19 protein-coding genes and 1 pseudogene are annotated in these 26,047 nt (G+C 39.4%); 12 read left to right on the plus strand and 8 right to left on the minus strand.

Going from position 1 to position 26,047, the window contains the following annotated elements:
* Positions 1–84 precede the first annotated feature (84 nt).
* Complete coding sequence (locus BCU91_RS15345) at positions 85–699, plus strand: DUF6795 domain-containing protein (RefSeq protein WP_102531830.1); 615 nt, start codon at positions 85–87, stop codon at positions 697–699.
* Positions 700–744: 45 nt separating this feature from the next.
* On the plus strand, positions 745–1,902 hold the full coding sequence (locus BCU91_RS15350; protein WP_102531831.1) for a lipase family protein: 1,158 nt from the start codon (positions 745–747) through the stop codon (positions 1,900–1,902).
* Between the two features lie 528 nt (positions 1,903–2,430).
* Here BCU91_RS15350 and BCU91_RS15355 read toward each other — a convergent pair.
* Complete coding sequence (locus tag BCU91_RS15355) at positions 2,431–4,107, minus strand: recombinase family protein (RefSeq protein ID WP_102531840.1); 1,677 nt, start codon at positions 4,105–4,107, stop codon at positions 2,431–2,433.
* An 82-nt stretch (positions 4,108–4,189) separates the two neighbouring features.
* Between BCU91_RS15355 and BCU91_RS15360 the strand changes: the two are divergent.
* The 3 genes and pseudogenes from BCU91_RS15360 to gloA all read left to right on the plus strand — a co-directional run.
* Positions 4,190–4,432, plus strand: a pseudogene (locus BCU91_RS15360) (endonuclease III); the annotation flags it as partial.
* Between the two features lie 295 nt (positions 4,433–4,727).
* A complete protein-coding gene (locus BCU91_RS15365) occupies positions 4,728–5,783 on the plus strand; it encodes an acyltransferase (RefSeq protein ID WP_241904095.1) in 1,056 nt (351 codons plus the stop codon).
* Between the two features lie 334 nt (positions 5,784–6,117).
* Positions 6,118–6,528: a lactoylglutathione lyase gene (gloA, locus tag BCU91_RS15370; RefSeq protein WP_102437219.1), complete on the plus strand. Its 411-nt coding sequence runs from the start codon at positions 6,118–6,120 to the stop codon at positions 6,526–6,528.
* Between the two features lie 94 nt (positions 6,529–6,622).
* Here gloA and BCU91_RS15375 read toward each other — a convergent pair whose 3' ends face one another.
* The 7 genes from BCU91_RS15375 to BCU91_RS15405 all read right to left on the minus strand — a co-directional run bounded on the left by BCU91_RS15375 (position 6,623) and on the right by BCU91_RS15405 (position 17,926).
* Positions 6,623–9,220: a TonB-dependent receptor gene (locus BCU91_RS15375; RefSeq protein WP_102531832.1), complete on the minus strand. Its 2,598-nt coding sequence runs from the start codon at positions 9,218–9,220 to the stop codon at positions 6,623–6,625.
* 732 nt (positions 9,221–9,952) lie between these two features.
* On the minus strand, positions 9,953–10,960 hold the full coding sequence (gene ruvB, locus BCU91_RS15380; RefSeq protein WP_076536398.1) for a Holliday junction branch migration DNA helicase RuvB: 1,008 nt from the start codon (positions 10,958–10,960) through the stop codon (positions 9,953–9,955).
* 35 nt (positions 10,961–10,995) lie between these two features.
* Complete coding sequence (ruvA, locus tag BCU91_RS15385; protein ID WP_102437215.1) at positions 10,996–11,613, minus strand: Holliday junction branch migration protein RuvA; 618 nt, start codon at positions 11,611–11,613, stop codon at positions 10,996–10,998.
* Positions 11,610–12,131 carry a crossover junction endodeoxyribonuclease RuvC gene (ruvC, locus tag BCU91_RS15390; protein ID WP_102475520.1) on the minus strand — a complete coding sequence of 174 codons (522 nt, stop codon included), beginning with the start codon at positions 12,129–12,131 and terminating at the stop codon, positions 11,610–11,612. The genes ruvA and ruvC overlap by 4 nt, the downstream gene beginning before the upstream one ends.
* 15 nt (positions 12,132–12,146) lie before the next feature.
* Entirely contained in the window at positions 12,147–12,893 is a 747-nt protein-coding gene (locus tag BCU91_RS15395; protein ID WP_102475519.1) for a YebC/PmpR family DNA-binding transcriptional regulator, read from the minus strand.
* Positions 12,894–13,011: 118 nt separating this feature from the next.
* Positions 13,012–14,793, minus strand: coding sequence for an aspartate--tRNA ligase (gene aspS, locus BCU91_RS15400; RefSeq protein ID WP_102531833.1), 1,782 nt, complete (start codon positions 14,791–14,793; stop codon positions 13,012–13,014).
* A gap of 301 nt (positions 14,794–15,094) precedes the next feature.
* Positions 15,095–17,926: a transporter substrate-binding domain-containing protein gene (locus BCU91_RS15405; protein WP_102531834.1), complete on the minus strand. Its 2,832-nt coding sequence runs from the start codon at positions 17,924–17,926 to the stop codon at positions 15,095–15,097.
* 236 nt (positions 17,927–18,162) lie between these two features.
* Here BCU91_RS15405 and cmoA point away from each other — a divergent pair, with 236 nt between their 5' ends.
* Genes cmoA through BCU91_RS15440 form a run of 7 tightly spaced genes read left to right on the plus strand, consistent with a single transcriptional unit; the run spans position 18,163 to position 26,038 of the window.
* A complete protein-coding gene (cmoA, locus tag BCU91_RS15410) occupies positions 18,163–18,894 on the plus strand; it encodes a carboxy-S-adenosyl-L-methionine synthase CmoA (RefSeq protein ID WP_102437206.1) in 732 nt (243 codons plus the stop codon).
* On the plus strand, positions 18,891–19,883 hold the full coding sequence (gene cmoB, locus BCU91_RS15415) for a tRNA 5-methoxyuridine(34)/uridine 5-oxyacetic acid(34) synthase CmoB (protein WP_102437204.1): 993 nt from the start codon (positions 18,891–18,893) through the stop codon (positions 19,881–19,883). Before cmoA ends, cmoB begins: the two co-directional genes overlap by 4 nt.
* A 29-nt stretch (positions 19,884–19,912) precedes the next feature.
* The gene (locus tag BCU91_RS15420) at positions 19,913–20,677 is read left to right on the plus strand and encodes an ATP-dependent zinc protease (RefSeq protein ID WP_102437202.1); all 765 of its coding nucleotides are present in this window, start codon (positions 19,913–19,915) and stop codon (positions 20,675–20,677) included.
* A gap of 8 nt (positions 20,678–20,685) precedes the next feature.
* Positions 20,686–22,191 carry an inactive transglutaminase family protein gene (locus BCU91_RS15425; RefSeq protein ID WP_102437200.1) on the plus strand — a complete coding sequence of 502 codons (1,506 nt, stop codon included), beginning with the start codon at positions 20,686–20,688 and terminating at the stop codon, positions 22,189–22,191.
* Entirely contained in the window at positions 22,191–23,147 is a 957-nt protein-coding gene (locus tag BCU91_RS15430; RefSeq protein WP_076536381.1) for an alpha-L-glutamate ligase-like protein, read from the plus strand. The genes BCU91_RS15425 and BCU91_RS15430 overlap by 1 nt, the downstream gene beginning before the upstream one ends.
* A complete protein-coding gene (locus BCU91_RS15435) occupies positions 23,110–24,915 on the plus strand; it encodes a hypothetical protein (protein WP_102531835.1) in 1,806 nt (601 codons plus the stop codon). Before BCU91_RS15430 ends, BCU91_RS15435 begins: the two co-directional genes overlap by 38 nt.
* Entirely contained in the window at positions 24,893–26,038 is a 1,146-nt protein-coding gene (locus BCU91_RS15440; RefSeq protein WP_102437196.1) for a DUF3541 domain-containing protein, read from the plus strand. Before BCU91_RS15435 ends, BCU91_RS15440 begins: the two co-directional genes overlap by 23 nt.
* Positions 26,039–26,047 lie beyond the last annotated feature (9 nt).

Raw genomic sequence — 26,047 nt, forward strand, 5'->3', positions numbered from 1 at the left:
ATTAGTGACTTATTGATTTACATTAAATAGCTTATTATAATATTCAGCTTAGTATTAAGCATAACGTCAAAGGAGGATGTTATTATGTTGAAGGATCAATCGTATCGTAAATTACTTTCTCCTATCAGCTTATTTATTCTGTTTTGTACCCTTATAGCTCTATTTATTTGCTCTACGGAGAGTCAAGCCATGTTTGGTTTTTTTAAACGACATACGGTAGAAATGTCACCAGAAGTACGTGGACGTATTACCGATGGTGGCGAACCTGTAGTCGGAATGCAAGTCGCACGCAGCCTTTCTTACGAAGGGTATGAAAAAGGAAAAGAACAACTAGAACATACTTTTACTAATGAAAATGGTGAATTTACCTTTCAGCCGATGATCGTTAAATCTCGTATGCCTGGTGATATTTTTGGGCAAAATCAGCTTGTTATGCAAATTGTATATGTGGAACGTGGTGATAAACTATATCGACTATGGGGTACTCGAAAAGTTTGGGAACCTATGCCACCCATGTCTGATTTGCTGTTGCAGCTAAATGGTGATTTACAAAATAAAGAAGTACAACACTTAATTGACACATCCAGCTACGGGGGGATGGAACGACAAAACGTAAGCACTATTTGCTACTGGCAAGGCGAGTTAATTTCGACCTATTACAATAATGAATTAATTACCTCATACGCTGAAGTTAATTAAAGCAAAATTATTACTTTTTATAAATTCATAACGTAAGGAAACATTATGACTGCAATATCACCACGTGTAGCTTCAAATTTAGCATTAGTATCATATGGAATAAAAGGTCCTTTAATTAAAGGTGCAAATTTAGGACTAGATCCAGAAACAAAAAGCAATTTTAAATTTAACCTATCTAAAGGTGTTCACAAAGGTACCTCAGGTGGTTTTTTTTGGCGACAAGAAACAGGTTTTGCTTTAATTGGCCAAGGACATAGCACACTACACAAAGATGATCATGTGGTCGCTTTTCGAGGAACAGATTCTTTAGCCGATGCGTTAACCGATATTACTTGTCATAGTACTAATAGCGACAATAGTCATGCTGTCCATACGGGGTTTCAGCGCAGTTTTGCCTCGTTAAGACCTTCTCTTTATGATTACTTTGATCAACCCGAAGTCAGAAAGCAGCAAGGCATTGTACATTGTGTGGGGCATAGTTTAGGTGGCGGTTTAGCAACACTGGCCGCAGACTGGATAAAAACAGAATTTAAGAAAACAGTTTATTTATACACCTTTGGCGCGCCGCGCGTAGGTCAAAAAGACTTTGCCATACATCACAGTGCCCGCGTTGATAAAATGTTTAGGTGTGTACACGGAGCTGATCCCGTACCTAAAATACCGCTGTGGCCGTTTTATCATGCGCCATTAAATGGTAATGAATATGTATTATCGCGCGCTCAAGGTATCGACCTTTCTGCTCATTCCATGCCTGATGGTCCAGGTTATATTAATACCGCTAATCACAGCAGTTGGGAAGGTTTATATCGTCAGGCTGCTACTTCGGTTAGCCAACGTGTAATACTCAATTATAACAACCGTTTGCATACTACATACTCTACTCATTGGGCTGATAAAATCGCTGCAGCGATAATGACGGTAATGATAGATGGTGGCGCTACTGGTATTATTGCCAGCCTACAAGTTGCAGGTACCACTATTGGCACTGTGTACGATGTTATGGCGCGCACCCTCGCGGATATTGCAAAAATAAAAACAGAGCAAACCGAGCCATTAAGAGGATTACTTGCGTGTATGTTAGCTTTTGCAGGTAAAGGTGTCAGCGTACCTATAGAATTCACCGAAAAATTTATTCGATGGGTGTTTAGTGTCACTATCGGCCGTTTACAAAAAGCAGCAAGACAAGCAATCAAGCAGAATTAACTGGAAGCCCCATCAAAATAAGATTATCAAGGACATGGGCACAAAGCCTCTTATAGGTCATATGTTAGTATTTTCAGGTGAATATGGCTCGATTCCAATTGTACTTATAAATTTATTCGAAGAGTATTTGATATCACGTTAGGTCAATTAACTCAAACCGCTAAAATGGTACTAAAAGCAACATAGTGTTCATTTGGATAATTGCATAATAAAACCGTCGATAATATATTTTATCGACGGTTTTTTTAATTCTATTTTTCCCTTTCTAGGCTCAATGAATTGACGTTAGTACCTCAAAAGCTAAGGTCAGGTTTTAGCTAATTGCTGCCGTAAAATCTTAACGGTCAATGTCTGGTTCGCTCAAAGCTGACTTTTAGAACATTTAAGTTAAACATAATGGGGCAATTACGTCTTAGACTGATCACTCTAAGACGTACCTGGACAGAAATGAATTAAATTTTTGACTCTAAGTTACGATAAAACCAGTTGTATTAGAAAAGATAGTACCTATATAACTTCTAGAATCTGTTACACCCTCCATTCCACTAAATCAACTCCTTTCATCATTTGACCAGTATGTTTATTGAAACGAATAATCCTTTTATTGTCATTATGAAATACAAAAGTCAGATCAAAACTGCTTGCAGTTTTTTCCCCAAGCAATTGATTAAAAACACTTGATAAGCCAGTTTCTTCCTGATTGGAGCTTGTATGGATCTGCATAGTAATACTTTTAAACGTATCTTTCACCAATTGACGAATAGCAAGCCTTTCTTCTCCACCAAGTTCGTTTAAATTGTCAGTTAATTTAAGCCAACGATCTGTAACTTCATCTCGAGATGAATTTGCTATTTTTAGCTGTTTATTTTTATTCTGCTGTATTTTGCTAATAATATCTTTTGATTCAGACTCTAGTTTTCTCATTGCTGGAGCAATGGAATCTGGAGATTTATCCCCAAATTTTGTTAGAACGTCTACTAGATTGTCGATTTTACTTGTAAGTTGAGAAAGTTGAGACTCTAAATTAGATCCTTCTAAGCGAATAGATTCATGGTCAGTGCTATTAAGTAATATTCGCTGCAAATTAACTTTATCTTGGCAAAATTTCACAACTGCATCTTCTACAATCTCGATCTGTAAAGTCGACGTCATAACGCAATTATTATTCCTCCTTGCCTCAACGCAACCGTAACGTTTATGACTACTTGGTACTTGGCTAAGATCCTTCTTTCGATAAATAACATGCGACCCCACTGATTTACCACAGTAACTACACTTAAAAACATCTATACCTGTTAAAATACCGACAAACTTTTGCGAATGTTTAATCGCTCCGCGCTTACTAGAATTGGCAATCAACAGATTAAATTCTTCTTCACTTATCAAGGCCGGATAATAATCTTTAAGTACATAATCAATATCACCAACTTTGACATTCAATTCACCTAGTAGAGAGCGGCGTTTTACTTCCTTATAAACATTAGCGCCAGTATGGTGAACAGTACCTTTGCCGAATTCATCATTTAGCAGTTCAGCTATTTTTAACCCTCCGAGACCTTTAATATAGAGCTCAATTTTACGGATCATGATAGCTTCTTCGAGTGTATCAAGTGTGAATTGTTTTAACTCTTCATCCCAAACACACCATTTAGGAGCCTTACCACATTTTATACGAAAGCCCCTTTTGCCTTCTAACCAATCATTACATTGTTTAGTCAAAGCTGAGCGAACGCGGATTGACTTAGTTTCACTTTCTTCATGTGCACGGATCAAAACAAGGATTATAAAAACTAAATCCATTGAATTTTCTTTAATTGTCCTCTTATTATATTCTTTGCGATCAACAGCTGTGATTACTGTGATATCCGCATTGATAATCTGGGCAATAATACCCTGACTTTCAAGAGGTGCAGCCCTAGAAAGACGATCTAGGCTTTCAATCACCAATATAGAACCCGAAGGCACAAGGCCTTGTTCAACAGCAACTAGAAAAACACCTAGGGCACCTTTTTTAATATTTGCACCATTGTAGGCACTTAACCCCATATCACGCATAGTAAGAGAATCATCAAGCTCCAAGCCTTTTTCTTTAGCAACTTCTTTGGCATAACTCACTTGACGATTAAGAGACTGACTTTTAGCCTGCTCCATAGTTGAGAAGCGTATATAACTGTACAGTAGAGGCTTTGAATGTGTATGGCTCATTATTTTTACCATGATGAAAGAGTTAACACTAGCCCATTACATTACTATAACAACGTCTAGTTTCACCGTCTTTTGGCTGGCCACCATCGCTGTTGATACCCATATTTTTCGTATGGCAAATCGCACTAAATTTGCCATGGGTAAAAATGTCGACCAAGTAGAAGAAAAAATGCTGAAAGTCACCCCTGCCGAATTTAAAGTCGATGTTCATCACTGGTTTATTTTACATGGACGCTATACCTGCATCGCCCGCAAGCCTCGCTGTGGTAGCTGTATGATAGAAAACCTTTGCGAATACAAAGATAAGGTTTACCCAGAAGATTAATCATCTAATGCTATCTTTTTAGTACTTTTTATTAGAGCATCTCTACGAACCATTGCCTTCCAATTGGCAATGGTTAAACTGTTAAATACCATCCTGTAAATACAATCCCGCGCCCAAATCAGTTAATACTTTTGCATTAATAAAATGTTAATACTGTGATCTATTTTGCTATCATTATAAGCTAATGATACTTGCAGCTATCCGTCATAACCTTTACAGCTAATTCATCTAAATACTCAATGCGTAGCAAGAATTATTTGTGGTTTAAAGCACAACATTTAGAAAAGGACATTTCGTGACACAGAAAGACACAGCTTGGGTTGAATACGCTAAAGCAATAGGCATTATGTTAGTGGTGTATGGACATGTAGTCCGTGGCATTTATCATTCGGGCATAGACTTACCCGTTCCTTTTTACAAAATTGCTGATAGCCTAGTTTATAGTTTTCACATGCCGCTTTTTTTCTTTTTATCAGGGTTATTCTTTGTTACATCATTACAAAAAAGAGGACCGAAAAAATTAGTTTTCAGTAAAATTGATACTATCTTTTACCCCTACTTATTGTGGTCAATGTTACAAGGTTCATTAGAATTACTTTTACCTAGCTACACCAATGGAAGTCCCTCTTTTACTGACGTCCTTTCACTGTTGTGGGCCCCTAGAGCACATTTTTGGTTCTTATATGCTTTATTGTTAATCTTTGCATTATCGACGCTAGCATATCGTTTATTACCACAACGCTTCAGCGCTGTATTTGGCATTTTCAGCATTATAATGTACTTAACTAGCTCGATGATTTCAGATGATAAAATAATCAATTATATTACTGAAAACACAGCTTTTTTCGCGCTAGGAATTATTTTTTCACTGCATATAAAAACGCAGTGGCTTGATAGCAAATTAGCCCTTGTCGGATTATTTTTGGCTTTCATATTAGGGCAATGGATATTTCACGGTTATCTGTCATTAGAATATCGTGATAGAGGTATACAATCTTTGTTACTGGCTATAATTTCAATTGGTTTTATCGTTTCTTTATCTATTCATCTGGCAAAATTTAACCTAAGTTTTTTTGCTTATTTAGGTCGCTGTTCAATGGCAATATATCTGATGCATGTTGTTGCGGGCGGAGCCGCTAGAGCACTACTAAGTCAACTAGGCATACACTCTTTTATCGAACAGCTTGTTATCGGTTTTATCTTTGCCCTGTTAGCACCGCTGGCTGTTTTAGTGCTGATTAATAAACTAAAAATACCTTATATGTTTTCAGCACCATTGTGTTCTTGCTTAGCTAACATATTTGCTAAAGCTGCAAAATTTACCCATAAAAAGAAGCAATCAGGTACTTAGTTTGGCCAAGTCAAATTTAAGGCACAAAAAAACCGCTATAAGCGGTTTTTTTGTGAATATTTTCAGCAAGTTTTAAAACATTGATACAAAAAATGCGCTGAAACATACTGCGATTACTACTGAGGTACCAAGAGCCATTTTTAGTTCTGTTGTCATTATCTTGTCTCCAAATGAATATAAGTTAATTTTAGCTTTTAATAATTATTTTCCTATTGTTTAACAACAAAACTGTGAACTAAAACGTAAATTTTAACCTGAAATCAATTTTATATCTCAGATGAAAATTTGTTATGCTTGAACAGTTACTTACATACATTCAATTATAGAGAATATTATGTCACAACTTCTTCATACCATGATCCGTGTCGGCAACCTTGACCGTAGCATTGAGTTTTATACCCAAGTTATGGGGATGAAATTATTACGAAAATCAGAAAACAAGCAATATCAATATACCCTCGCCTTTGTCGGTTATGGGGATGAGTCAACTGGACAAGCTGTAGTTGAATTAACTTATAACTGGGGTACTGAGAGCTACGATTTGGGTACAGGTTTTGGGCATTTAGCTATTGGCGAAGAAGACATATACGCCCGCTGTGAAGCCATTGCAGCTGCTGGCGCCAATATCACTCGCGCACCAGGCCCTGTTGCAGGTGGAAGCACCGAAATTGCCTTTGTAGAAGACCCAGATGGTTACAAAATAGAACTCATCCAAATGAAGTCAGCGACTCAGGGCTTAGGTTAGTCACTAAGTTAGCTAGCTGAGATTGTCACTAAGTTGAAATACAAAAAAGCCAGCGTTAGCTGGCTTTTTATTGGGCTCAAGTAAGTTTTATTGCCTAGAACTTCATTGAGAAACCAGCATAGTATTGACGACCAATAACGTCGTATACTTCTGGCACTGTTCCGCCGTCACTTCCGTTAGAAACAGTAGATGGTTCTTCATCCGTTAGGTTTTTAACACCCATACTCAATGTCATATCATCATTAATATGATAAGAACCTGATATATTGTGGTATAACACTGACTTAGATTCTCTAAGAGCTGCATAAGGATCATCATTATCATCATATGCTGTATAATGGTCATCCATCGCACCAATATAACGGTTAAAGTACATTACGCTCCAGTCTCCGCGTGATGCTTGAATACTGAAGTTATTTCTTAAGTTCGCATAAGCACCAAAGTTACCATCGATTGTACCAGTGTAATCTTCGTTATCTTGTTCAAAGTTTAAAAGATAAGTCGTATCGTTGTTTATTCTCCAATCTAAACCTAACCCTTCAAAAGTATAAGCAAGGTTGAAATCAATACCAGAAGTATCTTGGTAACCAATGTTAGTTAATTGATTGGTTAAGCCAGTCCAGTCACCTATAAGTGCATTTTCATGGGTAACATTAATTAATTCACAAGATTCACTAACACCGCCATAGCAGCTATTCATTTCAGACTGGATATTTCTTCTTGAAATAGCATTAGTGACTTTAAATCTCCAGTAATCAACAGTAATTGACATGCCATCAATATAGTGTGGAGAGTAAACTAAACCGGCCGTATACGATTCAGATTCTTCAGGTTGTAAGTCTTCATCAGAAGTGTAGTTCACTAGAATTTGAGGGTCTTGCGCTACTTTAGCAGGGTCGCTTAGATAATCAAAAGAACCTGTGTTACCGCCGTATAACTCTGAAACACTCGGTGCACGGAAGCCTGTGGCTGCAACTGTACGCAGCATTAAGTCATCTGTAGCTTCGTAAGTTAAACCTATTTTCCATGTCGTCGCATTACCAAATGTTGAGTAATCATCAAAGCGTAATGCAAATTCACCGGTTAATTTATCAGTAAACGGTACGCTTACTTCCTGAAAAACTGATAGTACACTGTAACTACCGTCTGTTGCGGCTTGCTTAGCCGCAGTACCGTCACCAGCAACAATCACTGGATCTGGGTTGTAGTACCCACTTTCATGACGGTATTCTGCACCAATAGCGAATGCCACTGCACCGGCATCTAGATCAAATAATTCACCCGTTAGTCCTGCGGATAAAGTATGTTGCTCATTACCACCATCAGCTTGTTCAAGGTAGCTGACATCATCAATAATAGCTTGAGATAATGGATTACCACTAAACCATGCTTCTTGATTGTCATAAATTGAATTTTCCATGTTAACGGCATTAATAGAGTTAGCTACAGAAGTTTTAGCCTTATTATTTCCATAGGTATAAGAAACATCCCAGTCCATACCTGTATTTATATCAACATAACCAGCTAACCCTGCTGATATTCTATATGTATCAGTATCTTGAGAATAAATACGTGGACCAACATCATTCATTCGTTTTCGATAATTAACTCGTCCAGTTTTGTCTGCTGAAATTCCACCATCAATCATACTTTGATCAAGGGTCATACAAGAAACATCATCGGCAATACCATCAGCACCACAGACATTTAGCATAATATCAGCTGGCTGAGCTGCTAATTGTTGACTAGACTGACGATTTGTGTACAAGAAATCACCAGTTAGAACGATATCATTTCCTAACTCTTGAACCATGTTAGCAAAAATGCTGTAACGTTCACTAGGTGTTTGAAACCAACTATCTTGAGTATAATCGTAACCAGAATCTTGAGACACCCAATCAGTGCCATCGAAATTTTTCATTTCTCTTATAGGGTTACCATCTTTATCGATACCATCACCAATAAAACCACCTTGCGGAGTAAATGAGCTATTACCGGCATCACTCCAATCACGATCAGATTGAATTACACCTTCTCGTTTAGAATAAGCAGCACCAAAGGTATAGTTACCTGTATCGGTATTAAATCCATAAAGTGCACTGATTTCGCCGTTTTCACCATCACTCTTATCAGTCATACCGCCTAGGACGTCAACCTGAAAACCTTCGAAATCTTTCTTAGTGATAATGTTTACTACGCCAGCTATTGCATCAGAACCATAAACGGCTGATGCGCCATCCTTTAAGATTTCAACGCGGGCAATCATGGCAACCGGGATAGAATTTAAATCTACGGCACTATCAGCACCAGAACCTGAGTTAACCATACGACGGCCATTTAACAATACTAACGTACGTTGTGAACCCATACCGCGTAAGTCAACTTGCGCAACACCATCTGAACCATTGTTGGTACTTGAACCTACAGCGGCACCTGCCATTGACGTTTGAGCTTGTAATAGCTCATCAACTGTTGTGAAACCTTCTGAACGAATTGCAGCGGCATCAATGACTGTTACAGGCGATGCTGTTTCCATATCTTGACGTTGAATACGGGAGCCCGTTACTGCAATTCTTTCTACGTTAGCAGATTCTTCTGCTGCGTAAGCACTTACCGAAACGGCTGAAGCAGCTGAAACTGACGCTAATAACGCGACGTTTACGCTGTTTGATAATTTAGATCTTTTAAGCATTTGTAGCTCCCTGGTGATATCTTTTCTTATTCTATGTACGCAATTAAATAAGTATTTAAATTTGCGTTGAACTAGATACTGTATAACCAGAGATATTTCGTCAAACCACTAACCTTTAACTTTTGACCGTTATCTTGTTAATAACTTACAAGTGCAAGTGTTAACACTAATAAGTAGCTATCGCGCTAAAATAGAATTTATTTTACTTAGCAGTGAATAACACTGCCAATAACCATCAAATAAAGTGTTATCATCTAGTGCAAAAATAACATTTTTAATACTTATCAAAACGAATATATGTGACAATGATCACACAATATTATTGAAGCTTGCGCCATATAAAATTTATTTAGTCAGTTTTTATTCAGTTTAAGATCTGTTTAGGATCTAAAACACTGTAACCCGCACCAGTACTGGGTCTTTATAGAATTATTAACTGTGGTTATTATTTAAACAAGTATATTTATAACAATGAAAGGTAATTTTATCTGTAGGATTGTTTGTATGGCTCAATTAAATAGCATTAGGTTTTAACAAGTACAACACAAGCAGGTGTTAGGTTATTACAATTTAACAATTGAGTATTATGCCATCCGGTATGTTTTATTTTTAATCATTTATAAATGTTACAATTCGTCGATAAGTTAATAATGAATATTTATTCAATACTGCGCCATTATTTATAAGTAAAAAAAAAGGAAAGCCTTAGCTTTCCATTTTTATTACAACAAATTAAACTGCTGGTTTTATGATATCAAAGTGCAGATATGCTCTATCTGTTGCAATTCGGCCACGTGGTGTTCTTTGTATAAAGCCTTGTTGGATTAAAAATGGCTCTAATACATCCTCAATGGTTTCTCTGTCCTCACCAATAGCTGCGGCAAGGTTATCTAAACCCACTGGCCCGCCCATGAACTTATCAATGATGGCTAATAATAATTTTCTGTCTAGATAATCAAAGCCTTCTAAATCAACATCAAGTAAATCCAGCGCTTTTTGTGCGACCTCTGCAGTTACAAAGCCATCATGCTTTACTTCAGCGTAATCGCGAACACGTCTTAACAAACGATTAGCGATACGAGGTGTTCCCCTTGAGCGTTTTGCAATTTCAAAGGCGCCCTGCTCATCGATGGGTAATTCCATAACTTTGGCTGAGCGAGTCACAATGGTACAAAGATCTTTTACGTTATAAAACTCAAGACGCAGTGGAATACCAAAACGGGCGCGCAAAGGCGACGTTAACGCCCCTGCTCGGGTGGTGGCGCCAATTAGAGTAAAGGGTGGTAAATCCAGTTTAATGGAACGTGCTGCAGGTCCTTCACCAATCATAATATCTAATTGATAATCTTCCATTGCAGGATAGAGAATTTCTTCCACTACTGGGCTTAAGCGGTGTATTTCATCGATAAATAGCACATCACCATGTTCAAGGTTTGTCAGTAGTGCAGCGAGATCGCCCGCTTTTTCAAGTACAGGTCCTGAAGTAGACTTAATATTTACACCCATTTCATTGGCAACAATCATCGCAAGCGTAGTTTTACCTAAACCTGGAGGGCCAAAAATCAACATATGATCTAAGGCCTCTTCACGTTTAAGCGCTGCCTCTATAAACACTTTAAGCTGGGCGCGAGTATCATCTTGACCTGTATAGTCTTCAAGCATTTTAGGGCGCATCGCCCTATCAATATGTACTTCTTGCTCAAATTCTTGTGGTTGTATTAAGCGATCTGCTTCTATCATTTATATCTCTTTAATTAAGCAATTAAATACCGGAGTTAAAGCATCGATTTTAGCGCGGCTTTAATTAATACTTCGCTGGTCATGCCGTCTGAATAAGCTGTTATAACCGCTTTACTCGCTTGCGCGGGTTTGTAGCCTAATGATACTAGTGCGGCAATAGCATCTTCTTCGGCATTGTTTTCAACCACTGCAGGTTGATAGTTAGTTTGCAATGCAAACTCACGCTCGGAGCCAACGGAAGCTTCGAGTAAACTTTTCAGTTTATCGCGCATTTCAATAACTAAGCGTTCTGCAGTTTTTTTACCGACACCGGGAAGTTTTACTAAGGTCACGATATCATCACGCTCAACACAATTAACAAACTCGCCAGCGGTCATACCTGACAAAATGGTAAGCGCCAGTTTAGGGCCGACACCATTGGTTTTTATTAATAAGCGAAATAACGCCCGCTCTTGCTTAGTAATAAAACCATAAAGTAATTGCGCATCCTCACGTACCACAAAGTGGGTGTATAGCATTGCGGTATGGTTTAATTCCGGTAACTCGTAAAAACTGGTCATTGGTACCTGTAACTCGTAACCAACGCCATTAACATCAAGTACAATTTCTGGGGCCTGTTTCTCAACCACCAATCCGCATAATCTTCCAATCATTTGTATCTTCCATATGTGCGGCTTTGAGCTTTTCCACCCAGCGCAATTAAACTTTGATAAGTGTGGTAGTGACAAATAGCAACGCCAAGTGCATCAGCAGCATCAGCTTGAGGCGCAGCAGGCAATTTAAAAATTTGCTGGATCATATGCTGAACTTGCGCTTTTTGCGCGCGCCCCGTCCCCACAACAGCACTTTTAATTTGGGTTGCACTGTATTCAGCAACCGGCAAATTAGCATTCATGGCCGCCACAATGGCGGCGCCGCGTGCTTGCCCAAGCTTTAGAGCCGAATCGGCATTTTTTGCCATAAAAACCCGTTCAATGGCAAATTGATCCGGCTGGTATTGCTTGATGATTTCTGTAATGCCATCAAAAACTTGTTTTAATCGAGTCGGCAAATCATCTGCTGAGGTTCGAATACAGCCACTGCCTAAATACAGTTGTTGTCTGCCTTGGCACTTGATGACGCCGTATCCGGTAATTCGTGAACCAGGATCAATGCCTAATATTGTTGTCACGGTTTTAAGGTTTCCTTAACCTAGACTTTCCATTACTTCGTCTGATATTTCAGCGTTATGATAAACCTCTTGAACATCATCATGATCTTCTAAATTATCGATCAAGCGCATAAATTTAGCTGCGGTATCAGCATCTAAATCGGCTTTAGTACCGGCAATCATGGTGACTTCGGCATTTACTGCTTCAAAACCAGCAGCATCTAGGGCATCTTTAACACTGCCAAATGCATCAGGCGTGGTGAGTACATCAAATGCACCATTATCATGGGAAACCACATCATCTGCACCCGCTTCTAAGGCAGCGTCCATCAGTTGATCTTCATCGACAGTATTTGGATATGAAATGACCCCAGATTTTGTAAACATATAAGCGACAGAACCATCGGTGCCTAGGTTACCACCTGACTTACTGAATGCATTGCGTACGCCAGAGACAGTTCGGTTTTTGTTGTCGGTCATGGTTTCAACCATCACTGCGGTGCCACCTGGGCCGTACCCTTCATAAATAATGGTATCAAGCTGCTGACCATCAAGCTCGCCGGCACCACGTTTTACTGCGCGCTCTACCGTGTCTCGGGTCATATTATTTGATAAAGCTTTGTCTATTGCGGCGCGTAGACGCGGGTTAGCATCTGGATCTGATCCGCCTTCTCGTGCTGAAACGGTTAACTCACGAATAAATTTACTGAATAATTTGCCACGCTTGGCATCTTGGGCCGCTTTACGATGCTTAATATTGTCCCATTTACTGTGTCCAGCCATGGTAAGTCCTTTAAATTTCCGGTCTCAATACCTGTTAGATTACACACTTAGGTATTATAAAAACAGACCGAGGCATATGCCTCGGTTTGTTATTTTATCAATGTAGCCAAACTTTAGATTACTCTTCAGTAGCGGGCTTCTCTTGCGGAATAACATTGATACCTAATTCAACTAACTGCTGCGGGTTAGCAAAACCTGGGGCATTAGTTAACGGACATGCCGCAGTGGTTGTTTTAGGGAATGCCATTACATCACGTATTGAGCTTGCACCTGTCATTAACATGATAATGCGATCTAAACCAAAGGCTAAACCTGCATGAGGTGGTGTACCATAACGTAATGCTTCAAGTAAGAAGCCAAACTTCTCGTTGGCTTCTTCATCTGAAATACCTAAGATACGGAATACCGCGCTTTGCATCTCTGCATTATGAATACGCACTGAACCACCGCCTAATTCACAGCCATTTAATACCATATCGTATGCATCTGAAATCGCAGCGGCTGGATCCGCTTCTAATTGCTCCGGGGTAACATCACATGCTGCGGTAAACGGATGGTGAACAGCGTGGAAACCACCATTAATTTTCTCAAACATTGGGAAGTCAACAACCCACAATGGACGCCATTCACCTTCAAGTAGGTCAAAATCTTCACCGGCTTTAAGACGTAGTGCTCCCATTGCTTCAGCAACAACATTGGCTTTATCAGCGCCAAATAACACGATGTCACCAGTTTGCGCACCTGTGCGACTGATAATTTCGTCAACGATTTCTTCGTTTAAGAATTTAAGTACTGGTGATTGAATACCTTCAATGCCAGCAGATAAGTCGTTAATCTTCATCCACGCTAGGCCTTTAGCACCATAGATGCCAGCGTACTTAGTGTAGTTGTCAATTTGTTTGCGAGACAAAGATGCGCCTGCTGGAATGCGTAATGCCGCAACACGACCTTCGACATCGTTAGCTGGACCACTGAATACTGCAAATTCTACGTCTTTAACCAAATCAGCGATGTCCACTAACTCTAGTGGGTTACGTAAATCAGGCTTGTCTGAACCAAAACGTGCCATAGCTTCTGCATATGGCATACGTGGAAATTCACCTAAATCGACATTTAATAAGTCGTTAAATAAACCACGAACCATTTCTTCAGTTTTCGCCATCACTTGATCTGACGACATGAAAGAAGTTTCGATATCTATTTGAGTAAATTCTGGTTGGCGATCTGCACGTAAATCTTCATCACGGAAACACTTTACGATCTGGTAATAACGGTCAAAACCAGACATCATTAACAATTGCTTAAACAACTGTGGTGACTGAGGTAAGGCAAAGAATTGACCTTTATAGGTCCGGCTTGGAACTAGATAATCACGAGCGCCTTCTGGTGTAGCTTTGGTTAAGATTGGCGTTTCAATATCTAAAAAACCGCTGTCATCAAGGAAACGACGCACAGCACTAGTCACTTTAGAGCGAAATACGATTCTGTCAGCCATTTCTGGGCGACGTAAATCTAAGTAGCGGTATTTTAAACGCTGCTCTTCACTATTGTTTTGGTAGTTATCCATGCTTAGTGGTAACGGCGCAGAAGCATTGATAATGACTAAGTCTTTACCTAATACTTCAATTTCACCGGTTTTCATTTGTGCATTAATTTGGCTTTCTGGTCTTGCACGCACCACGCCTTTTACTTGTACACAAAATTCACCACGTAAACTACTGGCAACCTTGAAAACATCTTCTAAATCCGGATCATAAACAACTTGTACAATCCCTTCTCTGTCACGAAGATCTAAAAAAATCACGCCACCTAAATCACGGCTACGGTTTACCCAACCTACTAAGGTGACTTCTTGACCAAGATGAGACTTATTGACGTCTCCACAATATTGACTGCGCATTTAACTCTACCCTTAATTCGGTAATAGGTTCTAAAAAATAATTCTGTTAAACATTAGATAAATAATGCTAGCAACTATAGTACTTAAACAACGTCAATGACGTGATAAATAAATCCGAACATTATTTTACTACAAGCTTTGAAATAGTTTACTGCAATTAACGCGGCTTTAGGAAAAAGTTAGCACAATAAACGTGCAAAAAAGCATCATCCAATGCTTTTTTTGTGGATCTGCTGCATTTTTGGTTAACCGCTGCCAAGCCTTAAGTTTATTTGTTAGAAATTAATCAAGACTATTCAGCTTATTGGTAACCTAAGTTGTTAGCGCTTTTCTTGTTGCGGTACATATTTTTATCAGCACACTTTAACAATGCAATGGCGTTATCACCATCATCAGGATAAATCGCCATACCGATACTGGCAGTAAGCGTTAGACTGATACCATCAATCCTCAAAGGCTCTGTTAGGTTAGCAGTAATGGTTTCAGCCACCTTAATTGCACTTTCTGCGTTATCGATATTATTCAGTAGTATGACAAATTCATCACCACCAAATCGAGAAACTGTATCTGATTTTCTAACCGCTTTTTTCAAGCTATTTGCTATAGCAACTAATGCTTGATCACCAACATGATGGCCATAGGTGTCATTAACTGCTTTAAACTTATCGATATCAATAAATAAAATGGCAAATTTATGTTGTTCTCTTAGATGAGCGGTGACGGCGCAAGCTAATCTATCATCAAGTAAACACCGATTAGGTAAATGAGTCACAGGATCATGCTCAGCTGCAAATTTACTTTCTAATTGTGCTTGTTTACGAAGCTCCACTTCTGCCTTCAGCCGCCTGTTACCCCAAATAACCAACAATGTAATAGCGCTAACAATAACTAACCCTATCAACAGCATCTTAAACCAATGTTGATATTTATCCGCTTCGCTACTTAAGTCAATGGCCACCCATTGCTGATACATTTGCTGCTGCTTTGTTTCATCAATAGTTTCTAAGGCACGATTAATTAGTGGGATGAGCTTTTTAAGTTCTGAATAGACGCCAATATGACTTTTTTGCTCTGCTAAATCCGCTACCAGTGCTATTTTTAAATCAGGGAAACCACCTTCATTAAGTGCATAAGCCAAGGTAACCACTTGCTCAATAAATAAATCAGCTTGACCTGTAGATACGGCTTTTAAACCACTTTTGACATCTGCCACAGGCATGATCTTTAAGCCTGGAAATTGTTGCCTTAATTGATTATTGATGCTGTACCCTTTGACCACAGCAATCCGTTTACTTGTGTATTGACTTAAATTAAATAGTGGTTGCTCAGTGAGTGAGGTGGCAATGGCCCAAGGAGATGGCCAGTAACCATCGGTAAATTCGAGCGTAGGCTGCTGCAATTTACTCTTGGCCATACTAGCGACCATGTGTATGGTTCCTGATTTAATATCATTGTTAAGGCTATCCCAATCTTGATAAGCAACTGGAATAATATCGATTCCTAATTGATTAGAGATAATGTCAGTGACGTCACTGTTAACGCCAGAAAACTCACCCTGTTCATTTTGATATTCCATTGGTGCCCAGTCGTTTAAATAGCCCAATTTTAATGCACCTAAGGAGTCCAAATATTTTTGCTCGTTATGACTTAAAAATATTTGCTTATCACGGCTAATAAAAGTGCGGTCGTCATTATTAACCAGCCATTTACGCTCTATTTTATTTAGTTCATGCAAACTAATCAGCTTGAAACCATTGGTGATACGCTCAGCAAGCTCTGTGTTTTCAACATTGGTGAGGTTATAAATCTGGGTGCTAAATTCAGTTGAAGTGAGCTGATTGAAATCTGCCCATTTTTTATTATTAAGTAAGTAATGTGACGTAGTCGCACTCGATGCAACAAAGCCGACAATATCGCCGTCTTGGCTCGCTTTGACCATTTGAGCCATAGAATCGTAATACCGCAGCTGCGCATTAGGCAATAATGTTCTCAGTTCAACAATATAAGGAGATGTGGCAAAAATACCAATGCGTTTACCATCAACTTGACTAATATTGGTTAATTCTTTTTGGTAACTAAAAAAACGACTTTTAACCGTGTATAAATGATTTGCTCGATTTAACCCAGTGTTCATCGTGTCACTTTCAGGATAACCAATATGAACATCGGCAAGCCCTTTCTTAACCATGTTAATGCTACCGTTCATATCGCTAGAAATGAAATTAATATTGATGCCCGTTTTTTCTGACCATAGCTGCCAAATATCAACAAACAAACCATGGGGTTGACCTTCAGGGTTTATATCAACAAACGGCTCAATTTCAACTTGCATAGCGATCATTAAGCCGCCTGATTCACGTCTCAGGCCAAACCAGCGTTTCTCAATATCATCAACCACCTTCGCTGATATTTGCGCAAAACCTTGGTTAATTTCAGCAACCCAATAACTGTGCCGTTTGGCAACCGCTGGCGCTAAATTAACTGTATTAACTGAGATCCTAGCGGAAGTTTGATACTTATTGGCCAAATCAAAATTAACCGGAATCCCTTGATAATAACCTTGAATAGCAGCAAAAGCATATAGCTCGCCATCAATTACCGCGTCCACGAGTTCACGTTTAGTTTTGAAGGTTTTAAATGTGAGACTAGGTTCAATGGCTAATAAATCATCGAGATGAGATGTGCCTTCGATAACCCCTATTTTAAAAGGTTTTAAATCTGTGATGCTTTTCTTAGTGGCGATATCATTATGAAGGTAAACGTAATTATTTAATGTTGTTATTTGATTGGCATAAGCAAATTTTGTCTTTCTTTTCGCGTTTACTACCATTCCTATATGGGCATCGACCTTACCTTCTTCAACAGCAGAGAGTGACTCCTTCCATGGCATGGGCTTAAAAATCACTTTAATACCACTCTTAACTGACCATTCGTGCCATAAATCGACCATCAAACCCGAAGGGTTACCATTTTGATCAACAAATTGATAAGGGTAAGCGTCTTCACTCATTGAAATAGATATTGTTTTCGGTAGTGAGCTTACTAGTATCTCATCTGAGGAGGCATTAGCCCAAGTAGCAGTGGTGAGCACTAAACTGACTATGATGACAAATATAAATTGAGTGAACTTCAAGCGCTATCCCTTGTGCAAGATGTATTTTCTCTGAAGAAAAAGGTTATGTGTTTGTTGGTTATTTTTAATTACTGTACATCATACCGTTTTATATCGACTAATTGTCTAACAAGGTGAATAATTTACCGAGAAAATAGCCAATAAACAAAATAATTTACAAAAATTCCAATGGGATACTTGCTGCTATTTGTTAGGATTAGCTAGAATGACATTATAATACTCCTAAGTTACTGCAGATGAACTCTCAACAAGACACAATTTACGCCACAGCAACTGACAAAATATCAGATTTTCAATTTGATAATCGCGTCGCTGGTGTGTTCAACGATATGATCAGACGTTCTGTACCTGGTTATGCACAAATCATTAATACGATAGGTGATTTTGCTGATAGGTATGTAACGCCAAATTCTAATATTTATGATTTAGGCAGCTCCTTAGGCTCTGCTACCTTAAGTATTCGTCGTCAAATTGAACAACGCCAATGCCGTATTATCGCAGTAGATAATAGCGAGTCTATGGTTTCTCGATGTCAGGAAAATCTCGCGGCTTATGTCAGTGATACTGAGGTTGAGTTAATTTGTGGTGACATTAGAGATGTAGAAATCACCAATGCATCGATGGTGGTGTTAAATTTCACCTTACAGTTTTTACCGGTGCAAGATAGAGATAGCCTGATCAAAAAAATATTTCAAGGCTTATTGCCTGGCGGCATTTTAGTGATCTCAGAAAAGCTCTGCTTTGAAGATGATGTGATTCAATCATTGCTGTATGAACAACACCTCGATTTTAAACGTGCTAATGGCTACAGTGAGTTAGAAATCAGCCAAAAACGCAGCGCACTTGAAAATGTGATGCGCCCAGACAGTTTAACAATCCACCAACAACGCTTTACTGATAATGGCTTTAGTCATTCAACTGTATGGTTCCAATGTTTTAATTTCGCATCTATGGTGGCTATCAAGTGATTAGTTTCAGCTCTTTTTATCAACAAATTGCCGACTCATCGTTACAACACTGGTTGGAAGAATTACCGGCTATTTTAGGAAAGTGGCAACGTGAACATAAACACGGCAATTTACCTAAATGGGAAAAAGTCCTTAACAAACTTAATTACCCTACTCCAACAAGCATCGATTTATTCAATGGTGTCAAAATTGGCGATGGCAGCCAATTAACTGCAGGTCAAACTGAAAAACTTGAAAACCTTTTAGGCTTGTTTCAACCTTGGCGTAAAGGTCCTTTTAATATTCATGGTATTGATATCGATACCGAATGGCGCAGTGACTGGAAATGGGATCGAGTAAAACCACATATTTCACCGTTAGAGAATCGCACCGTGCTAGATGTAGGTTGTGGTAGCGGCTACCATATGTGGCGCATGCTAGGGGCTGGCGCAAAACGTGTCGTGGGTATTGACCCTTCGCCGTTATTTTTATGCCAATTTGAAGCCGTTAAGCGTTTAGCGGGTAATCAGCATCCTGTTCATTTATTGCCATTAGGAATTGAAGAACTGCCAGCACTTGATGCGTTTGATACAGTGTTTTCTATGGGAGTGTTATATCACCGCCGCTCACCTATCGACCATCTAATGCAGTTACGTGATCAACTGCGTATGGGCGGCGAATTGGTATTAGAAACTTTAGTTATCGATGGTGATGAAAATGCGGTTTTAGTGCCAGAAGACAGATACGGCAAAATGAACAACGTATGGTTTTTACCCTCCGTTGATGCGTTAATGTTATGGCTTAAAAAATGCGATTTTACCGATATCCGTTGTGTCGATGTTGATGTCACCTCTATGGCAGAACAGCGCTCAACTAAATGGATGAAAAACGAGTCGTTAGTGGATTATCTTGATCCAAATGATGTTAGTTTAACGGTAGAAGGTTACCCTGCACCCAAACGTGCAACGATTATTGCAATAAAGAACCAACCTAATCACGACTTAATTTAACCTAGATTATTAAAATAACAGGAATTATCATGTTAAAGCAGGTATTTATTTTATCTTGTACAGCCGCGTTAATCACCGGCTGTGCTTCAACAGAAAAAGTAACTCCGGTTGGTAGTGAAGAGTTTACTTCAAATTTAGCCAGTTCTCAGGCCGCTATTATTGAAGCGATTAATAGCCAATGTATTAGCGCCACACCTGAAATTGTTGCCTTAAACGAAGAAGTACAACAATTAAGGTTACAAATCACCGATACTCTTACCAAACAATCTGAAAAAATGGATGCTGATGCCGTTGCATTAGCGCAATTAAATGAACCACCTCAGTGTCCTGAGTCAGCAATAACCGATAAGTTTGTTCTGGGTGAAGTAGAAAGTGTTTTTATTGACGAATTAAAAGCCGCTTTTGCAACGCGTATTGATACTGGCGCTGAATCGTCATCATTAGATGCCCGCAATATTGTGTTATTTGAACGTAATGGCGTTCAATGGGTTCGCTTCGATGTAATGATCAATGGAGAGGATCAACCTGGGGATACTTTTGAACATAAAGTTGAACGTTTTGTGCGCATTAAACAAGATGCAGAACAACCTGATGATCGCCGCCCCGTTATTCATGCCCACCTGCAAATTGGTAAATACGCCGCTGAAACTGACTTAAACTTAACCGATCGTAGCCATTTAGATTATCCCTTACTACTTGGTCGTAAATTTATGAAAGATATTGCTGTAGTCGATGTCGGCCAGAGCTATATTCATGGAAAAAAAGACAAACAAATAACGACAAAAGTTAAATAGGACTTCTAATGCATTCACGTAAACCGTTTTTTATCTTCGTCGCGTTATTATTTATATTCGGTACTGCAGCCAGTATTTATCGCAGCGTTGAACACAACGTCCCTTTCCTTCCTGGTCAGCAGGTTCAAAGCTGGTCAGTGGAAGCAAAAGTGATGTTTAATGGTAATAATAACCCAACCGAAGTATCACTCTCTTTGCCACAAGATCCTGCATTTGATGTACTTTCAGAAAATGCTACCTCACCGGGATATGGTCTAAATATCTCAGAAGGGGCTGACAGAAGAGCAGTTTGGTCAATTCGTGAATCCTCTGGACGTCAATCCTTATATTACCGTGTAACACTGGTACCGACAGGTCAACTTGACGTCACCCAAGATGAAGTACCTGAAACACCAGAACCCTTTTTATGGCAAGTCACTGAAAAAGGCGCCGCTGACCAAATCATGAACGATGTATGGCAGCGCAGTGCTAATAACCTTTCTTACGCACAGCAGTTAATGTCAGTGATTAACGACACTAATCAATCGCAGAATTTAGCACTGTTATTATCAGTTAACACTCGTACCCAGTTGTTTTTGCAAATGCTGCACTCTAAAGGCGTTCCTGCAAAACAAGTGAGTGGTCTAATGCTAGAAGACCAACGTCGTCGTCAGCAACTCAATCCTTATGTGCAGGTTTATCATAATGGTGAATGGGTTTTATTTGATGTTGAAGGCAACAAACAAGGCCGTCCTGATAACTTGGTTTTATGGCAACACAATAACCAATCGGTGTTAGATGTTGTTGGTGGCAGTAACTCGCAAGTTAACTTTTCAATGTTGCAAGAAACACGCTCAGCACTGGCAACCTCTATCGATATGATGAAAAACTCAGATGCACTGGATTTTTCTTTGTACCAATTACCACTAGAAGAACAAAGTACCTTCAAAGGGATTTTATTGATCCCAATTGGCGTGCTTGTGGTGGTGTTCTTAAGAGTGATTATCGGTATCAAGACATCAGGTACCTTTATGCCGGTACTGATTGCATTAGCCTTTATTCAAACCACATTATTGACCGGCTTAATTGGCTTCTTGTTAATTGTCGCCTTTGGTTTGATGATCCGCTCCTATTTATCGCAACTTAACTTATTGCTCATATCCCGAATATCCGCGGTCATTATTGTAGTGATATTTATTATTGGCTTGTTTACGCTTATTTCCTATAAAGTGGGATTAAGTGAAGGCTTAACCATTACCTTCTTCCCGATGATCATTTTGGCATGGACCATTGAACGTATGTCAATTTTATGGGAAGAAGAAGGCCCTAAAGCGGTAGTGATGGCCGGCGGTGGTAGCTTGTTTGTCGCCACCTTAGCCTACCTTGCTATGAGTAACAGTTGGATCCAATATTGGGTATTTAACTTCTTAGGTATTCACTTAGTGATTTTAGCAATGGTGTTAGTGATGGGCCAATACACTGGCTACCGTCTCACAGAGCTTAAACGCTTTAAACCTTTGGCTGGAGATCAGTAATGAACTTTGCCTGGCCTTGGGAGCTGCGCCGCAAAGGCGTATTAAATATGAATAAGCGTAATATCGATTACATTGGAAAATATAATCCTCGTAAATATTACAAACGCGTGGATGACAAGCTGATTACTAAGCAATTAGCTTTAGCCAATGGTATTGCCGTACCTGACTTGATTGGTGTTGTTGAAGAGCAGCACAAAATCAATGATATTCCGCAAATGGTCATCGACCGTACTGGCTTTGTGATAAAGCCAGCAAAAGGTTCTGGCGGTAAAGGGATTTTGGTGATCACTAAAGTGGAAGGCGGTCGCTATTATAAACCTAATGGCGATGAAGTGACGCCGACTGAAGTTTATCGCCATGTCTCCAACATCTTAAGTGGGTTGTTTTCTTTAGGCGGCACCCCTGATGTCGCCATTGTTGAAGGCTTGATTGAGTTCGATCCGGTTTTTGATGGTTTTAGTTACGAAGGCGTGCCTGATATCCGCTTAATCGTGTTTAAAGGCTATCCAGTAATGGGCATGCTACGCTGCTCAACAGCTGCTTCTGATGGCAAAGCTAATTTGCACCAAGGCGCTGTCGGTGTCGGTTTAGATATTGCTACAGGCAAAAGTTTGTTTGCTGTTCAATTTGATGAACCTGTTTTAAAGCATCCTGATACTCAATTTGAATTGTCACAAATTCAAGTCCCAAACTGGGACACCCTGCTTCATACCGCATCCAGTGCCTATGAAATGTGTGAACTGGGTTATTTAGGAACCGATATGGTTTTGGATAAGCAGCGAGGTCCATTACTACTGGAGCTAAATGCTCGACCAGGACTTGCAATTCAAACCGCAAACGGTAGAGGGATTTTACAACGCTTGCAACATGTTGAGTCTATCAAAGGCCCTGCCGTTTCAGTGGAAGAACGTGTGGCTTATGCCAAAAAGCATTTCTGTAGTAATCCTAACTTTTAGTTTATTGGCAACTGCGCAAGCAGTTGCCAATCCTCTTCAGCTGTTTGTGCAACAATGTTTGCAATACAAACCGTCTTTAGCATCCCTAGATTTAAAGCAAACAACCCCTTACCAAACATTACAGTTTGAGCAATTAACCTTAGGCTTTAACAATTTTAACGACCGTTTAAATTACTACCGCCACTTAGCCACTCATAACCAGCGTGAAGGGCTATTAATGTGCCAATTACATTTAGCTGATGAATTATCAGCATTGTTAACAGCGCCTCAATTATCCAGTTTTATCGCTGAGCTTGAAGATAGCCACATGCCCTACTCTTTATTAGCCAATAAAATTAACGCGATTACACTAGCCCAACTTGATATCGATACCAAATCACAGTTACACAATGCACAGGCAACGATAAGACGAAACCTTAGTAATAGTAATTTGAAATTGGTATTTAATAACGCACAATGCCAGTTAGATACCAACCGCGATGATACAAACTCTGCTTTTGAGATCAGTTTAGCCAAATACTTACTTTTACAACCAGATGAGCAATGCCGAAAAACCACCTGGCAGGCCTATCAAGCACGGGCAAAAAGTAAAAATAAGCAGTTATTAGCGACAATTAAAACCATTAAGCAGCAAGTTTCAGCGCCTGAGCCCAGCATTGCTTCAGCTGAAGCCCAAAGCGCGCCATTACAGGCAACCCAATCATTATCAACAAAGCCGTTATTAACAAATCAGCTGTTATTATCCTTCTTAGAAAGCCAAACCAATAATATTAATACAGCGCCTTGGAATATCGGTAAAACCCTTAGTCAGATAAAAAATACCCCTTATCTCGGCCCCAAAAACAGTAGTGATTTATTTCAGCAAGTTGTCGATGTTTTAACGCCTCTGGGGCTTGAATTCGAAGCGATTCCCCTCCAAGTGCAAGCTGATATGTCGTCCACTAATGAAACCAATACCACCGCGAGTACTGGCAATGGCACTGCAACGGTCAATGAACCATCAGAACCAATTACAACTTATCGCTTGTGGCATCAGCAGCGTTTAGTTGGTGAACTCTATATCCATACAAGTAAGCATTCGATGGCGAATATCATTAGGTATCCGGTGATCGGTCAGCAATTTGCCCAAGCGAGCGTGGTTTTTCCAAAATATTTATCTAATCGGCGCCAAGCAATGCAACTGGTGAAAAGCCTCAGCGAGGCCATTACTGCTATGACTCGAGGCAGCCAATTCTATTTGGTAAATAAGCTTGGAGTATCAACAGATAATTATTTATTAGGTTATTATTGGTTAAGCAGTCATCTACAACACCAATTAGCCTATTTAACCCCTTCAGCGAGAGAGCAATTTGCTGAGTCTTATCGACAGCAACTTAGGGTATTTCGCAGCAAAGTCGCTTGGTATTATTTAAACTCTGAGCAGCAAGGGGATGATATAAATAATCAACAACTAAATAGCGCCATCAATCAGGCTTTTCAGGCGAGTTTTAATCAACAATGGCCGGATGCAAAAAATATGGCCTATAGCTTTAACGGCATAGCTAATGAAGGGCTCGATTACTATCACCCACTTTGGCAACAAAATTTAGTTAATTTGATTAATACAGACACTAACGCTTCAATAACAAATCGCCAAGTTTTTGATATTTTGGTAGTTAATGAAGATAATTTATCCCTAATCCAACAAATGAGCATTATACTTAATCCACCGACTGATCCATCATCAATCATCAGGAGAGCCTTTAATGTTGGCAATTCGAAAATTTAAATCCTTAACCAGTTTAATCAGCTTTTCGTTGCTACTTACTTGTGCCAGCAGCTTTGCTGAAACCAGAGATAACCATCAATTAACTCACCAGCAAGTTCGAAGCGCAATTCAGCTTAACCTTGAACAAAATATGTATTCCTTGCCACCTCGAATTCAAGGGCATTATGGTTTACGTATGTATCGCATGACTGGTGATGAAAAGTACGCTAATGCCGCTTTAATTGATTTGATCACCATTACAGAAAGACAAAACTACTTTGCCTGTAATATGGATAAACCTAATTTTATTGAAGATGAAGCCGAACAAGCTATTAGCGTGTTAGGTAAAGGTCCTCGTGCTAAAGCGCGTAAAAAAGCCCTTAAGCCGTTTCCAGAGTTTATTTTCTATAGCGATATTTTATTGCGCTATGCCAGTCGCACCGATGAACTGGGTTTCATGGGGCCATGTCATGAGCAAATGATTAAAGGCTTAAAAGCCTATGATTTAACCCCAGCTTTGACTGATCCTAAAATGATCACATCATGGGCCGCGCAGTTAGTGAATTATGTTTACTGGGCTAAACAGCTAAATGTGGGGGATTATGTCGAGGTATATAAACAAGCGTTCATCGAGACTTATCCTGACGATAAAGACAACAATCTTGATAAAAAGCAGTACCGAAACAAGCTATATGGTATGACACACTTTATTTTTGCCTCTAGTGGTTATTATCAAGAGCAAGTTAACGCCAAAGATTATCAATGGATTTTAGATTACTTTAATAACAACATTGATAGGATCTTAACTGATGCAACCGATGACATTATTTCAGAAGTCGGCATTAGCTTTTTATTAGCGGGTCAGCCAAACCATCCTGTGGTTAAAAAGACTCAAAACCATATTGCGGCGTCATTTATCCCTGAGTATCAACTGATCCCGTCACCTCGTGGTAATCCCAATATGGTGTCAGGCGAACACCGCAATGTATTGGCGATGATGCTTCTTGATTGGCCAGAGAAGCTGCATAAAGGCCCTTACCTTGCTGAAATAAAAGCGACGAAAAAGTATTTGCCGGTGCAAGTGACGCCTAAAGATCTCACTAAAACTAACAGCAATACAAAAGAGAAACCTAGCGCTAAGTAATTAAGCGCG

The organism is Shewanella sp. 10N.286.52.B9 (genome assembly GCF_002873635.1).
Classification (GTDB): domain Bacteria; phylum Pseudomonadota; class Gammaproteobacteria; order Enterobacterales; family Shewanellaceae; genus Shewanella.

What these genes read in the sequence shown, in the direction of transcription:
- BCU91_RS15345 (WP_102531830.1), top strand. Translation starts at nt 85, where the DNA reads ATGTTGAAGGATCAATCGTATCGTAAATTACTTTCTCCTATCAGCTTA.
- BCU91_RS15350 (WP_102531831.1), top strand. Translation starts at nt 745, where the DNA reads ATGACTGCAATATCACCACGTGTAGCTTCAAATTTAGCATTAGTATCA.
- BCU91_RS15355 (WP_102531840.1), bottom strand. Translation starts at nt 4,107, where the DNA reads ATGAGCCATACACATTCAAAGCCTCTACTGTACAGTTATATACGCTTC.
- gloA (WP_102437219.1), top strand. Translation starts at nt 6,118, where the DNA reads ATGTCACAACTTCTTCATACCATGATCCGTGTCGGCAACCTTGACCGT.
- BCU91_RS15375 (WP_102531832.1), bottom strand. Translation starts at nt 9,220, where the DNA reads ATGCTTAAAAGATCTAAATTATCAAACAGCGTAAACGTCGCGTTATTA.
- ruvB (WP_076536398.1), bottom strand. Translation starts at nt 10,960, where the DNA reads ATGATAGAAGCAGATCGCTTAATACAACCACAAGAATTTGAGCAAGAA.
- ruvA (WP_102437215.1), bottom strand. Translation starts at nt 11,613, where the DNA reads ATGATTGGAAGATTATGCGGATTGGTGGTTGAGAAACAGGCCCCAGAA.
- BCU91_RS15395 (WP_102475519.1), bottom strand. Translation starts at nt 12,893, where the DNA reads ATGGCTGGACACAGTAAATGGGACAATATTAAGCATCGTAAAGCGGCC.
- aspS (WP_102531833.1), bottom strand. Translation starts at nt 14,793, where the DNA reads ATGCGCAGTCAATATTGTGGAGACGTCAATAAGTCTCATCTTGGTCAA.
- cmoA (WP_102437206.1), top strand. Translation starts at nt 18,163, where the DNA reads ATGAACTCTCAACAAGACACAATTTACGCCACAGCAACTGACAAAATA.
- BCU91_RS15420 (WP_102437202.1), top strand. Translation starts at nt 19,913, where the DNA reads ATGTTAAAGCAGGTATTTATTTTATCTTGTACAGCCGCGTTAATCACC.
- BCU91_RS15425 (WP_102437200.1), top strand. Translation starts at nt 20,686, where the DNA reads ATGCATTCACGTAAACCGTTTTTTATCTTCGTCGCGTTATTATTTATA.
- BCU91_RS15430 (WP_076536381.1), top strand. Translation starts at nt 22,191, where the DNA reads ATGAACTTTGCCTGGCCTTGGGAGCTGCGCCGCAAAGGCGTATTAAAT.
- BCU91_RS15435 (WP_102531835.1), top strand. Translation starts at nt 23,110, where the DNA reads ATGCCAAAAAGCATTTCTGTAGTAATCCTAACTTTTAGTTTATTGGCA.
- BCU91_RS15440 (WP_102437196.1), top strand. Translation starts at nt 24,893, where the DNA reads ATGTTGGCAATTCGAAAATTTAAATCCTTAACCAGTTTAATCAGCTTT.